Genomic DNA, 12,992 nt, shown 5'->3' with positions numbered 1-12,992 from the left:
TGCGGGAGACGCCGTAAACCCCCAGGCCGGCCCAGCCGCTGGCGGCTGTGCGTTCGGGCGCTTGCGAAGCAGTGCTTCGCAAGCAAAGCGCCCTCACCCATGGGGGCTTGGCCGCGGCATCCATGCCGCGGACACTCCCGCAACCGGACCCACCCCGCCTTCGACAGTTTTCCGCGATCTGTCGGAACGGCGTACTGCTCTGGTAGGTGTCGACCTTGGTCGACACGGTAGATCCACGTCATGCGTGGATGAATTCACTCGATATCTGACAGATGTGTCGACCAAGGTCGACACCTACCAACAGCCGCGTGAACCTGTCGAAGGTGGGGCGGTGTCGGAGTGCGGGGTGTCAGCCGCATGGGCCCGAGGCATGCCTCGGGCGGGTTGGGCAGGACGCCCAACCCCGGTCTTGCCGTGTGCGCAGGAAAGCGCACACGAGCAAGCGGCTGCCAAGCCTTATCTGATCGGAATCTGGCAGCGTAGGTGTCGAGAGCCGGCGTGGGCCGCCGTGTAAGCCTGGATCTCGACGATCGCCATGTAGCAACTGTGTTGATGGAGGGGCCAAGCCCCTCCATCAACACAGTTGCTACATGGACGTACTTGCGGCGTCCCCGCAATCCGACACCGCCCCGCCAACCCACGGAATGCCAGCTTCTGCTGTTGCCGTTGAGGTTGCCGGCCAGCGGCCGGCACTACCAGGGGTGCAGGGCGCAGCCCTGCCGAAAAACACGCATAAAAAAAACAGCAGGCCGAGGCCTGCTGTTTCGGTGTAATGGTGCGCCCGGAGAGATTCGAACTCCCGACCGCCTGGTTCGTAGCCAGGTACTCTATCCAACTGAGCTACGGGCGCCAATTACATAAACTTGTTGTGCTGACTGTGTATGGTGCGCCCGGAGAGATTCGAACTCCCGACCGCCTGGTTCGTAGCCAGGTACTCTATCCAACTGAGCTACGGGCGCGCGGTACACAATCAAATTTTACTGCATTTCCAGCGGCGGATGCTGAAAACCTGTCGAGTGGTGCGCCCGGAGAGATTCGAACTCCCGACCGCCTGGTTCGTAGCCAGGTACTCTATCCAACTGAGCTACGGGCGCCCTGCGACAGGAGCGGAATTATGCGGATGTCGGCGCGTACCGTCAACAGTTTTGTGAAAATTTTCATCCAACTGAATGAAAAAGCGGTCTGCCACAGCGTCAGGGGCCTTCAACCAGGCGAAATGATCCGCACGCGTGCCCAGTTCCTGCGCCGACAGCACGCGCAGCTGCGCGTCCACATTCGGCAGCTTGGCCAGCAATGTCTGCATCGATCCGGTCGGTGCCAACCAGTCGTGTTCCATCAACACCGCCTGCGCGCTGCCATGCACGCGCGCCATCTGTGCGTCGAGGTCTTCGTCCATGCCGGCCGCGGCATAGTGGTTGTTCAGGCCGACGCGCGCCCAGTCGGCGATCAGTCCGCGCGCTTCGGTGCCGCCGAAGCCGAGGCGCCGGCCATGCAGCACGCCCTGGCGCTGTGCGATCCACGGCAGGAAGCGGTAGACCAGTGGCAGCAGCCAGCCGCGCGGTGGCGGGAAGCCGCGCCAGAACGGTGAGCCACTGGCCGCCAACCACAAGCGGTTGAAGTGCTGCGGATTGCGGCCGGCATGCACGCAGGCCAGCTGACCGCCGAGGCTGTGGCCACCGATGATCCAGGGCAGCGCGCCGGCCTCGTCATCCGCCGCGACAAGGACCGCCTGCCTGGTGGGCAGATCCTGTTCGAGTACCTCGCGATAGCCCCAGTCCTGCGTGCGCGACGGCCGCAGTGAGCTGCTGCCATTGCCGCGCCACTCGTGCAGGTACACCGCCACGCCCTTCGCCGCCAGCGCCTGCGCCAGCGGCAGGTAGTGGCGCGCGGCCACGCCCAGTGCAGGCAGCCACAGCAGGCGCGCGATGGGCTGTGCAGGCACGCAGGCAATCACTTCATAGCGATGGCCATCAGCGCACTGCACGGCGAGGACGTCCGGTGTGAGGCTCATGCGTGTGGTGCCGCGCCGAAGTGATCGAGCACCAGCACCTCGCTGCGGCCGGGGGCATAGCCCTGCTGCAGGCCGCGTGCAACGTAGTCGATACCGGCTTCGCAGGCATTGGCCAGGCTCAAGCCGTTGCACAGTTGCGCGGCGATGGCCGAGGCCAGCGTGCAGCCGGTGCCATGTGCGTCCAGCGGCAGGCGGGCATGGATGAATTCTTCGCTGCTGACGCCGTCGAAGTAGCGGTCGATCACGCGGTTGCCTTCCTGCAGATGGCCACCTTTGAGCAGCACCGCACCGGCGCCCAGGTCGAGCAGGGCGGAAGCGGCGCGCTCCGCGTCATCGCCGTTGCCGATCTTCCGTCCGACCAGCAGCTCTGCTTCCGGCGTGTTCGGGGTGATCAGCGTGGCCAGCGGGATCAGCCGCTCGCGCATCGCCTGCAGGGCGCTGTCTTCCAGCAGGCGCGCGCCGCTGGTGGCGACCATCACCGGGTCCAGCACCACGTGTGGCGGGCGATGGCGCTCCAATGCATCGGCGACGGCATTGATCACCTCGGCGTTGGCCAGCATGCCGAGCTTCACCGCGTGGATGTCGAAGTCGTCGAAGCAGGCGTCCAGTTGCGCGCGCAGGAAATCGATCGGCGGCACATGCACGGCGATGACGCCGCGGGTGTTCTGCGCGGTCAGTGCAGCAATCGCGGAAAGGCCATGCACGCGGTGTGCGGCGAAGGCCTTCAGGTCGGCCTGGATGCCGGCGCCACCACCGGAGTCGGAGCCGGCGATGGTGAGGGCGGAAACGGGAGTGGTCGGGCTCATCCAGCGATTGTGCCGTGGTCACCGTAAAGGAGGTAGCGTCGCCGCTGATAGATGGGGTCAGATCCCTTTTCCGCAGGAAAAGGGATCTGACCCCCCGGAGCGCCGCCCTCAATGCCGCCAACGCGCCCACTGCTGGTACAGCACATAACCCAGTCCGGTCAGGCCGGTCAGCAGGGCGGGGGCAAGCAGGGCGTCGTACTGCCAGCGCACGAACAGCCAGGCGCCGAGGATGCCGCCGGCGAGGAAGCCGCTGATGATCAGGCCGCTGAGGGTCAGTCGCCGTACCTGCAGTGGCAACCCGCGCAGCAGGTGGCCCAAGCCGATGCCGAGGTCGGTGAACATGCCGCTGAGGTGGGTGGTGCGCACCACCGCGCCGCTGAAGGTGGTGGCCATCGCATTCTGCAGGCCGCAGGCCATGGCAGCGGCCAGTGCACCCCATATCTGGTGCCGTTCGAACAGCGGAATGGCTACCAGCAACAGTGCTGACTCCAGCGCCAGCGCCACGCCGTAGCGTCGGCCCAGCTGCAGGGTGCTGTCCTGGATCAGCAGGCCGCTGAGCATTGCGCCCAGCGAGAACGCGATCAGCAGTCCCCACAGGTGTCCGACCGCGCGCCAGTCACCCTGGGCCAGTGCCATGCCGAGCTGGCTGGTACTGCCGGTCATGTGGCTGACCGCCTGGTGCTCGAAACCGAGGAAGCCGACCACGTTGACCATGCCGGCCACGCACGAGAGCGCGACCGCGCCGATCCAGACCCAGGTGGGCAGGCGTATTCCCATCGGCGGGGCCCCTCAGGGCCCGCCGAAGCCGCCGTTGAACTGCAGCTCGCTGAAGGTGTTGCTGGCCGGGTCGAACACCGCGCCCCAGAACTGCGCGCCGCCATCGCAGACGCGGATCGCTTCGCGGGCCGGATTGATGCCGCTGTCGTCGGGCAGGTGGAAGGCATTGATGTAGATCAGGCGTCGGCCTGCGCTTTCGATGCCGACGTACTGCCGGTCAAAGTCGAGCACCTTCGGCACCTGGGCCTCCAGCGAAGACAGATTCGCTTCCAGCTGGTCGATCTGCTGCCGGCTGGGTGCCCAGTAGCCGCTGACCCGCCCGGCCTCGCGGCCGGGGCTGGGCCGCGAGCAGGTGTCGAGCACCTGCGCGGCGATGATCGGGCGGGTGACCACCCAGGACTGGCCGGTGCGCTCGGCGGTGGGCACACTGGCCGGGCCGCGCGTAGTGGTGCAGGCGCCCAGCACGGCTGCGAGGGTGATTGCAGCCGTGGGCAGCAGCAGGCGGGTGCGGCGGTTCACAACACCTCCGAAGCGTAATCGGCCAGGCGCGAACGCTCGCCACGGCGCAGGGTGATGTGTGCACTATGCGGCCAGTTCTTGAAGCGATCCACCGCGTAGGTCAGGCCCGAGGTGGTCTCGGTCAGGTACGGGGTGTCGATCTGCTCGACGTTGCCCAGGCAGACGATCTTGGTGCCGGGGCCGGCGCGGGTGATCAGCGTCTTCATCTGCTTCGGGGTGAGGTTCTGCGCCTCGTCCAGGATCAGGTAGCGCGACAGGAACGTGCGGCCGCGCATGAAGTTCATCGAGCGGATCTTGATGCGGCTGGCCAGCAGGTCGTTGGTCGCCTGGCGCCCCCACGTGCCGCCTTCCTGGTTGTGCGTGAGCACTTCCAGGTTGTCGGTCAGCGCGCCCATCCACGGCGTCATCTTCTCTTCTTCGGTGCCGGGCAGGAAACCGATGTCCTCGCCGACGCTGACCGTGGCGCGGGTCATGATGATCTCGCGGTAGCGCTGCTGGTCCATCGTCTGCGCCAGGCCGGCGGCCAGCGCCAGCAGGGTCTTGCCGGTGCCGGCGGTACCCAGCAGCGTGACGAAGTCGATCTCCGGATCCATCAGTGCGTTGAGGGCGAAGTTCTGCTCGCGGTTGCGTGCGCTGATGCCCCACACGGCGTGGCTGCCGTGGCGGAAATCATCGACCAGCGACAGCACCACCTTGCCGTCACCGACCACGCGGCTGACGCGCAGCTCGACTTCATCTTCGCCGGGCAGGTAGACGTACTGGTTCGGGTACCACTCCTCGCCGTCCTGCGCCTGGATTTCGTAATGGGTACGGCCCTTGTCGCTCCAGCTGCGCAGGTCGTCGCCGTGGCGCTTCCAGAAGTCTTCCGGCAGCTCGGTAGCGCCGGTGTAGAGCAGGCTGAAATCGTCCAGCGCGCGGTCGTTCTCGTAGTCCTCGGACACGATGCCGGCGATGGCGGCCTTGATCCGCAGGTTGATGTCCTTGGAGACGAACACCACCGGCAGGTCGGGGGTTTCTTCCTTCAGGGCCAGGATCGCGCCGAGGATGGCGTTGTCCGGGATCACCTTGCCGAAGCTCTTGCCAGCGTCGAAATGGCTGGTCTGGAAGCGCAGCTTGCCGGCGCTCTGCTTGCCGCGCAGCTGCAGCCCATTCGGGCGCTGCAGCGGAATGCCGTCGGCCAGGTTGTCCAGGCCGGAGGCCTGCACCAGCTCGTTGAGGAAGCGGCTCACCTGGCGGGCGTTGCGGCTCGCTTCGGAGGTGCCCTTCTTGCCGTTGTCCAGCTCCTCGATCACCTGCATGGGCAGGTAAACGTCGTGCTCCTCGAATTTGAACAGCGCGGTCGGATCGTGCATCAGCACGTTGGTATCCAGCACGTAGATGCGCTTGCCTCGGGTCATCGTCGATTCCTGGTTACGGACAGGGAAAAACCACCACGGCCTGCTGCCTGGCAGGGTGATGGCAGACACAGTAGGCAGTGGGACTCACTTGGACTGGGAGGCCTTCAGTTCGGCGAGAACGGCATCGGCATGGCCGGCGACCTTGACCTTGCGCCAGGACTGCACGATGCGGCTGTCGGGGGAAATCAGGAAGGTGCTGCGTTCGATGCCACGTACCTGCTTGCCGTACATGTTCTTCATCTTGATCACGTCGAAGGCGCTGCACAGCGCTTCGTCGCCATCGCTGACCAGGGGGAAGCCGAAGCCCTGCCTGGCACAGAAATTGTCGTGCGACTTCACCGAATCGCGCGAGACGCCCAGCACGACCGCGCCGGCCTTCTTGAACTTCGGCAGCAGCGCGTTGAAGTCGATGCCTTCGGTGGTGCAGCCGGGAGTGCTGTCCTTGGGGTAGAAGTACAGCACCAGCCACTGGCCGGCATAGTCGCCGAGGGTGGCCTGGTCGCCACCGGACAGCGCCAGCGGCAGGGAGAGGGTGGTGCTGTCCAGGGTATCGCCGTTGTTCATGAGGTCCTTCTGTCGAGCCTGGGTTCTTTCCAAGACAATTGCATGAAACGCCACGCGCCCGTGAGAGGCGCGCGAAAAATCAGGAATTCATTCAGAACTTCATCGGGTCCATGATCGCGTCCAGGTTCAGGTGGTCGCAGAACTCAAGGAAATCGTCGCGCAGCGCGGCAATGTGCATGTTGGCCGGCACGCCGATGGTGACCTGTGCACTGAACATTTCCGCACCGGTCTGCATGGCGCGGTAGCGCGTGCTCTGCAGGTTCTCGATGGTGATGCCCTGGCGGTCGAAGAAGTCGGCCAGCTGGAACAGGATGCCCGGCTTGTCGGCGGCGATCACTTCGACGATGTACGGCAGCAGGTTGGACTGCGCCTGCTTGGCGGCGGTGCGGTACCAGACCAGCTTCAGGCCCTCCTCGCGCTCCAGCCGGGTCAGCATCGCCTCGAGCTTGGCCACCGAGTCCCAGGAGCCGGTGGCCAGGGCGGTGACCGAGACATCGCGGCCGACCGTGGCCAGGCGTGCGTCCACCAGGTTGCAGCCGCTGTCGGCGATGCGGCGGGTGACGGACAGCAGGGGGGACTCCGGATGCGTCGTATAGGCGTTGATCAGGAGGTGGTTTTCGCTCGGCGCGGGGCGCGGGGTGGTGTCGGTCAAGGCGATTCCGGGTAATGCATGCGTGAGTCTGAATGCCCGCCAGAGGCGGGGATCCACCGGTGTCCAGCATACTTGCCCGTGCTTTCGCGCCGCAAGTAACATTCAGGCCGCCCCCAGCCTTTCGTGGCGGGCGTTTCCCTTCCCAGCCAAGAGCAGCACGTCCTTGTCCCTTTCCGGCCTCATCACCGCGCTGGCGACCCCGTTCCGGGCCGACGGCGCCCTCGATCCCGATGGTTGGCAGCGCCTGCTGCACCTGCAACTGGAGGGTGGCGTCCATGGCGTTGTCGTGGCTGGCTCGACCGGCGAAGCGGCGACCCTGACCGATGCCGAGTACGACCAGCTGCTGGCCAGCGCCGTCGAACGCATCGGCGGCCGCATCCCGGTCATGGCCGGCACCGGCCTGTCGGGCACCGCCAAGACCATCGAACAGACCCGCCGTGCCGCCGCCCTTGGCGCCAGCCACGCACTGGTGGTCACCCCGCCGTACGTGCGGCCGACCCAGGCTGGCCTGATCGCGCACTATCGCGCGGTGGCCGACCAGGGCGGGCTGCCGGTCGTGCTGTACAACGTGCCCGGCCGTACCGGCTGCGACATGCAGCCGGAGACCGTGGCCGAGCTGGCCAGCCACCCCAATATCGTCGGCATCAAGGAAGCGGTGGGTGACACCGGCCGGGTGCAGGCGCTGCTGGCGCTGCGCAGCCCGAAGTTCGCCGTGCTCAGTGGCGACGACGGCACCGCCGCGCGTTCGATCCGGGCCGGCATCGATGGCCTGATCTCGGTCGGTTCCAACGTGCTTCCGGGCGCGTATCGCCGGATGTGCGAGCTGGCTGCCGCGCACGACCACGAAGCCACCGAGTCGTGGGACGCGCGCCTGCATCCATTCCATGATTTCTGTGGCGTCGAACCCAACCCGATCCCGGTCAAGGCGCTGCTGCGCCGCATCGGCATCGGCCATGACCTGCGCCTGCCGCTGCTGCCGCTGTCGGCAGCACATCATCCCGCGGCCGACCACCTTGCCGGCGACATCGCCGCCCTCGAAGCCCTTTCCAGCCACTGACCTTCCGTCTTGGTCTGACCCAGGAGATTCACATGCGTCAATCCGTTTCCACTGTCCGCGTGCTGTCCTACGCCCTGCTTGCTGTAGCGGTTGCGGCCGGCACCACCGGCTGCTTCAAGCGTGGCGTCAAGGGCGACTACGCCCTGGCCCCGGAAATGCGCCCGCTGGAAGTACCGCCGGACCTGAACCTGCCCAACGCCACCACCGACAACAAGGTGCCGACACTGGCCTCGGCCACCAAGCCGGCGGCGCCGGTCGCCGCAGCCCCGGCGGTGGGCAACACCGGTTTCACCATTGCCGGTGGCAAGGATGAAGCCTTCGCCAAGGTCGGTACCGCGCTGGAAGGCGTGGAAGGCGTGACCATCGCCAGCCGCGCGCAGCTGCTGGGCTCGTACGACGTGGCCTACGAAGGCAGCAACTTCCTGGTCCGCGTGGTGGCGGTTGATGCAGGTGCCTACATCTCCGCGGTCGACCCGCGTGGCCTGCCGGCCACCGCCGAAGCGCCGGTGAAGCTGATCGCCGCGCTGAAGGCGAAGCTGGCTCAGTAAGGGCCGCCCTGGTAGAGGCCGACCTTGGTCGGCGCTTCCGTGCCAACCAAGGTTGGCACCTACCGGAAGACGTGCCTTGGTAGAGGCCGACCTTGGTCGGCGCTTTTGTGCCAACCAAGGTTGGCACCTACCGAGAACAGAAAAGGGCGCCATGGGCGCCCTTTTCCGTTGCCGCCGCGGGCGCTTCTCAGCGCTCCAGCAGCTTCAGCTTGTCCGGCTTGCCGTCCCATTCGCCGGCGTCGGCGGGCGGGTCCTTGCGCACGGTCAGCACCGGCCATTCCTTCGCCAGCTCGGCATTGAGGGCAACGAAGCCTTCCTGGCCGGCGGGGACGTCGTCCTCGGGGAAAATCGCGTTGACCGGGCACTCCGGCTCGCAGAGGGTGCAGTCGATGCACTCATCCGGGTCGATCACCAGGAAGTTCGGGCCTTCGTGGAAGCAATCCACGGGGCACACTTCCACGCAATCGGTGTGTTTGCACTTGATGCAGTTTTCGGTGACGACAAAGGGCATGGGCTGGGGGTGGATCGATTCCTGAACCCGCCAATTCTAGAACAGGTTGGCCCCCGGTGTCGGGATGGGACGGAAAACGGGCGTCTGGCAGGCGCGGCCATTGGCGGCACGGCAGGGCGTGTGCGAGGCTGCGCGACAACCGGTCCTGGTGGCCGGGCTCCCTTCCCAGCAGGATCGTCCATGTCCCAGGCCCCGTCCCGCACCGCCTCCCACGGTGGTGAAAACACGGCGTTCATCGTCCTGATCAGTTGCGTGGCCACGCTTGGTGGCTTCCTGTTCGGCTTCGACAGTGGTGTCATCAACGGCACGGTCGATGGCCTGCGCCAGGCCTTCAACTCCAGCGAGGCGGCGCTGGGTTTCGAAGTTGCCTCGATGCTGCTGGGCTGCGCGATCGGTGCATTCCTGGCCGGTTGGTTGGGCGACCGCCTGGGGCGCCGTGGTGTCCTGATCGTGTCCGCGCTGATGTTCCTGGTCTCGGCGCTGGGCGCCGGGGCGGCTCACGCGTCCTGGCTGTTCATCGCGGCCCGCGTGCTGGGCGGCTTTGCGGTGGGGGCGGCCAGCGTGATGTCACCGGCCTACATCGCCGAAGTCGCCTCGGCGCGCTATCGCGGCCGGCTGGCCACGGTGCAGCAGATGGCCATCATCTGCGGTTTGTTCGCGGCCTTCCTCAGCAATTACCTGCTGGCCCGCGCCGCCGGCGCCTCGACCGAGCCGCTGTGGCTGGGCCATGAGGCGTGGCGCTGGATGTTCTGGATGCAGGCGCTGCCCTCCGCGCTGTTCCTGCTGTTGCTGCTGGTGATTCCGGAAAGCCCGCGCTTCCTGGTGCTGAAGGGCCGCCAGGGGCAGGCGAGGGCGGTGTTGTCGCGACTGTACGGCGAGGCCGCTGCCCGGGCCAAGCAGGCCGAGATCGAAGCCAGCCTGGCACAGGACCAGCACAAGCCGCGCTTCGGCGACCTGCGCAGCAGGGCTACCGGCAGGCTGCGCCCGATCCTCTGGGTGGGCATCGGCCTGGCCATGTTCCAGCAGCTGGTCGGCATCAACGTGGTGTTCTACTACGGCGCGGTGCTGTGGCAGGCGGTGGGTTTCTCTGAAAGCGACGCACTGCTGATCAATGTGCTGTCCGGCGCGCTGAGCATCGGCGCCTGCCTGCTCACCGTGCTGCTGATCGACCGCATCGGGCGCAAGCCGCTGCTGTGGGTCGGCTCGGTCGGCATGTCGGTGGCGCTGGTGCTGATGGTGGTGGCGTTTGCCAGCGGCAGCCTGGCCGGCGGGCGCCTGCAGCTGTCCGATGGCATGGGACGGCTGGCGCTGGTCGCCGCCAACGTCTACGTGGTGTTCTTCAACATGTCCTGGGGCCCGGTGATGTGGGTGATGCTGGGCGAGATGTTCCCCAACCAGATCCGCGGCCCGGCGCTGGCGGTGGCGGGTGCGGCGCAATGGACCTCGAACTTCGCGATCACCGTGACCTTCCCGATGCTGCTGGCCGGCATCGGCCTGGCCGGCGCCTATGGCATCTACGCGGTCGCGGCGATCCTCTCGATCGTCTTCGTGGTCCGCTACGTGCGCGAGACCAAGGGCAAGGAGCTGGAGCAGATGGAAGGCTGACGGCGACTGGCTTCGGTTGCGTTCCGTTGGCGCCTGCTTGTCCAGAGTGTGAGGGGGCAGGCCGCCCTCTCCAGGACACGCAAGAGCCCATCCATGGTGCTCGATGGCGCCTTGCTCGCGTGCGCTGTCCTGCGCACTCGGCAAGACCAGGCTTGGGCTCCTGCCCAACCCGTCGGGCGCATGCGCCCAACCCATCGCGCCAACGGTCCTGGAGAGGGCGGCCTGCCCCCTCCTGACAGTTTCATGGTGCGTGCGGATGCGGCGAAGCGCTGGTCGGTTGTTGCCGCAGCTGGCGGGAAACCGTCCAGAGTCGGTGGGGTCACCCAGGGCAGGACCGTTGGCGCCAAGGATGGCGCCATCGAGCCCCCATGGATGGGTTCACGGCGTGTCCTGCCCTGGGTGACCCCACCGGCTCGAGCCGATTGCAGGGAGGCGCCAAAGCGACCAACCCGACCGCAATCACTGCAATCCCGGAAAACAGAAAAGCCCGCACAAGGCGGGCTTTTTCGGTTCCTGCTGCGGCGACTGGCGCTCCCTAGGGGACTCGAACCCCTGTTTTAGCCTTGAGAGGGCCACGTCCTAACCACTAGACGAAGGGAGCGTAACTGTGTCGCTGCCGAGGCAGGAGCGCTAGTATATGCACCTCGATGCCATTGGGCAATCCCGAAACTTCAACCGGAAGCGCCAACATCATTTCCTCTGCTACATCACCGTTCAGCCTGCGCGTCATCCCGCGCGACCAGCACACGATCTCCCGCAAGGACATCAGCCCGAACGCCCTGCGCGTGCTTTACCGCCTGCGCGATGCCGGCTTCGGCGCCTACCTTGTCGGCGGCGCGGTGCGCGATCTGCTGGTCAATGGCCAACCCAAGGATTTCGACGTGGCCACCGACGCCACGCCCGAGCAGGTCAAGCAGCTGTTCCGCAACTGCCGCCTGATCGGCCGCCGGTTCCGCCTCGCCCACGTAGTGTTCGGTCGCGAAATCATCGAAGTCGCCACCTTCCGTGCCAACAGCGATGACGGCAGCGGCGACCGCGAGATGGAAAACGGCATGCTCGTGCGCGACAACGTGTACGGCACCATCGAAGACGACGCCATCCGCCGCGACTTCACCTGCAACGCCCTGTACTACGCCATCGAGGACTTCTCGGTGCGCGACTACACCGGTGGTTTCGAGGACGTGCAGGCGCGCCTGATGAAGCTGATCGGCGACCCGGTGCAGCGCTACCAGGAAGACCCGGTACGCATGCTGCGAGCGGTGCGCCTGGCGGCCAAGCTCGGCTTCCAGATCGAAGAGGGTACTGCCGCGCCGATCCCGCACCTGGCCGGCCTGCTCAACGAAGCCGCGCCAGCGCGCCTGTTCGAGGAAGTGCTCAAGCTGTTCCTGTCCGGACACGGCGTGGCCAGCTTCGAAGGCCTTGAGCGTTACGGCCTGCTCGACGTGCTGTTCCCGGAAAGCGCCAAGGCGCTGAAAGCCAACCGCACCGGCGCGCTGCGCCGCATGCTGGTCGAGGGCCTGGCCAATACCGATGCGCGGGTGGCCAACGACGAACCGGTCTCGCCGGCGTTCCTGTTCGCGCTGCTGCTGTGGCCGGCGTTCTGCCGTGCACAGGCGACCCTGCTCAAGCAGGGCGTGGCACCGGAAGAGGCGCAGCGCCGCGCCGCCGACCGCGTCACCGTGCAGCAGTTGAGCACCATCGCGCTGCCGCGCCGCTTCTCGCTGCCGATGCAGGAAATCTGGCTGCTGCAGTCGCGCTTCAGCTCGCGCCAGCGCAAGCGCGTGTTCCGCACCCTGACCCATCCGCGCTTCCGTGCCGCGTTCGATTTCCTCAGCCTGCGCCAGGTGGCGTCGTCCGAGCACGCCGCCGATGTCGAGTTCTGGCGCGAAGCGCAGGCGCAGTCCGGTCGTGAGCTGGAGTCGTCGCTGGATGCGATGCACAGCGAAGATGGCGATGACGAGAGCGGAGCGCCGCGCAAGCGCCGCCGTCGCCGCCGTCGTCCGGGTGCCCCGGCCGGTGCAGCGGGCGAGTAGGCGATGACCCTTGCCTGGATCGGCCTCGGCGCCAACCTCGGCGACGCGGCCGCCACCGTCGGCGCGGCGATTGCCGCGCTGGACGGCCTGCCCGGGACCCGGCTGCGCCAGGCCTCGCGGCTTTACGCAACGCCGGCCTGGGGCAATGAAGACCAGCCGCCGTTCGTCAATGCGGTGGCCTCGGTCGAAACCACCTTGCCGGCCGATGAGCTGCTGCAGGCCATGCTGGCGCTGGAGCAGCGCTTCGGTCGCACGCGTGATCCGGCAGTGCACTGGGGCCCGCGCGCGCTGGACCTGGACCTGCTGCTGTATGGCGCGCAGGCGCTCGACCAGCCTGGGCTGAAGGTGCCGCATCCGTACCTGCACGAGCGTGCCTTCGTGCTGGTGCCGCTGGCCGAAATCGCGCCGGAACTTACAATTCCTGGCCATGGACGCGTGCAGGATGCAGTGATGCAGGTCGATGCCTGCGGGATCGCGCCGATAGGGTGATAATGCCCGGGTTATCTCCCCCG

General features: G+C 66.7%; 13 protein-coding genes and 4 tRNA genes. 5 read left to right on the top strand and 12 right to left on the bottom strand.

The annotated features are described in order from the left end of the window. Positions 1-773: 773 nt before the first annotated feature. From AC5P7F_RS11570 to AC5P7F_RS11525, 10 genes are all read right to left on the bottom strand, one after another. Positions 774-850, bottom strand: a tRNA-Arg gene (locus AC5P7F_RS11570). 32 nt (positions 851-882) lie between these two features. After that, a tRNA-Arg gene (locus AC5P7F_RS11565) sits at positions 883-959 on the bottom strand. Between the two features lie 58 nt (positions 960-1,017). Then, positions 1,018-1,094 (bottom strand) — tRNA-Arg (locus tag AC5P7F_RS11560). Next, on the bottom strand, positions 1,085-2,011 hold the full coding sequence (locus AC5P7F_RS11555) for an alpha/beta hydrolase family protein (RefSeq protein WP_495204155.1): 927 nt from the start codon (positions 2,009-2,011) through the stop codon (positions 1,085-1,087). Before AC5P7F_RS11555 ends, AC5P7F_RS11560 begins: the two co-directional genes overlap by 10 nt. Next, positions 2,008-2,817, bottom strand: a complete 810-nt coding sequence (gene thiD / locus AC5P7F_RS11550; RefSeq protein ID WP_046429932.1) for a bifunctional hydroxymethylpyrimidine kinase/phosphomethylpyrimidine kinase — start codon at positions 2,815-2,817, stop codon at positions 2,008-2,010. Before thiD ends, AC5P7F_RS11555 begins: the two co-directional genes overlap by 4 nt. Before the next feature lie 108 nt (positions 2,818-2,925). Beyond that, positions 2,926-3,594 carry a YoaK family protein gene (locus AC5P7F_RS11545; RefSeq protein WP_032957720.1) on the bottom strand — a complete coding sequence of 223 codons (669 nt, stop codon included), beginning with the start codon at positions 3,592-3,594 and terminating at the stop codon, positions 2,926-2,928. Positions 3,595-3,606: 12 nt separating this feature from the next. After that, positions 3,607-4,113 carry a hypothetical protein gene (locus tag AC5P7F_RS11540; protein WP_014646741.1) on the bottom strand — a complete coding sequence of 169 codons (507 nt, stop codon included), beginning with the start codon at positions 4,111-4,113 and terminating at the stop codon, positions 3,607-3,609. Then, positions 4,110-5,510, bottom strand: a complete 1,401-nt coding sequence (locus AC5P7F_RS11535) for a PhoH family protein (protein ID WP_014646742.1) — start codon at positions 5,508-5,510, stop codon at positions 4,110-4,112. Before AC5P7F_RS11535 ends, AC5P7F_RS11540 begins: the two co-directional genes overlap by 4 nt. An 84-nt stretch (positions 5,511-5,594) precedes the next feature. Continuing rightward, the gene (locus AC5P7F_RS11530; RefSeq protein WP_014646743.1) at positions 5,595-6,074 is read right to left on the bottom strand and encodes a peroxiredoxin; all 480 of its coding nucleotides are present in this window, start codon (positions 6,072-6,074) and stop codon (positions 5,595-5,597) included. Between the two features lie 91 nt (positions 6,075-6,165). Continuing rightward, positions 6,166-6,726, bottom strand: coding sequence for a glycine cleavage system transcriptional repressor (locus AC5P7F_RS11525; RefSeq protein ID WP_005409051.1), 561 nt, complete (start codon positions 6,724-6,726; stop codon positions 6,166-6,168). Between the two features lie 163 nt (positions 6,727-6,889). Between AC5P7F_RS11525 and dapA the strand changes: the two genes are divergently transcribed. Both dapA and AC5P7F_RS11515 read left to right on the top strand, forming a co-directional pair. Next, positions 6,890-7,783: a 4-hydroxy-tetrahydrodipicolinate synthase gene (gene dapA, locus AC5P7F_RS11520; RefSeq protein ID WP_014646744.1), complete on the top strand. Its 894-nt coding sequence runs from the start codon at positions 6,890-6,892 to the stop codon at positions 7,781-7,783. 32 nt (positions 7,784-7,815) lie between these two features. Further along, the gene (locus AC5P7F_RS11515) at positions 7,816-8,331 is read left to right on the top strand and encodes a hypothetical protein (protein WP_032960832.1); all 516 of its coding nucleotides are present in this window, start codon (positions 7,816-7,818) and stop codon (positions 8,329-8,331) included. A gap of 187 nt (positions 8,332-8,518) precedes the next feature. On the opposite strand, the gene fdxA is transcribed toward AC5P7F_RS11515, so the two are convergent. Beyond that, positions 8,519-8,842, bottom strand: a complete 324-nt coding sequence (fdxA, locus tag AC5P7F_RS11510; protein WP_005409054.1) for a ferredoxin FdxA — start codon at positions 8,840-8,842, stop codon at positions 8,519-8,521. A 180-nt stretch (positions 8,843-9,022) separates the two neighbouring features. Between fdxA and AC5P7F_RS11505 the strand changes: the two genes are divergently transcribed. Continuing rightward, positions 9,023-10,447, top strand: a complete 1,425-nt coding sequence (locus tag AC5P7F_RS11505) for a sugar porter family MFS transporter (protein ID WP_075077236.1) — start codon at positions 9,023-9,025, stop codon at positions 10,445-10,447. Between the two features lie 526 nt (positions 10,448-10,973). Here the strand turns inward: AC5P7F_RS11505 and AC5P7F_RS11500 are convergent. Beyond that, positions 10,974-11,048, bottom strand: a tRNA-Glu gene (locus AC5P7F_RS11500). Positions 11,049-11,100: 52 nt separating this feature from the next. Here AC5P7F_RS11500 and pcnB point away from each other — a divergent pair. Further along, on the top strand, positions 11,101-12,480 hold the full coding sequence (gene pcnB / locus AC5P7F_RS11495; RefSeq protein ID WP_100449798.1) for a polynucleotide adenylyltransferase PcnB: 1,380 nt from the start codon (positions 11,101-11,103) through the stop codon (positions 12,478-12,480). 3 nt (positions 12,481-12,483) lie between these two features. Continuing rightward, positions 12,484-12,969 (top strand): 2-amino-4-hydroxy-6-hydroxymethyldihydropteridine diphosphokinase, encoded by a 486-nt coding sequence (gene folK, locus AC5P7F_RS11490; RefSeq protein WP_100449799.1) that lies wholly within the window; start codon positions 12,484-12,486, stop codon positions 12,967-12,969. Positions 12,970-12,992: the final 23 nt, after the last annotated feature.

The sequence above is a fragment of the Stenotrophomonas sp. YJH_SMC_105-26 genome, assembly GCF_059368915.1.
This window is presented reverse-complemented; position numbering and strand designations above follow the sequence as displayed.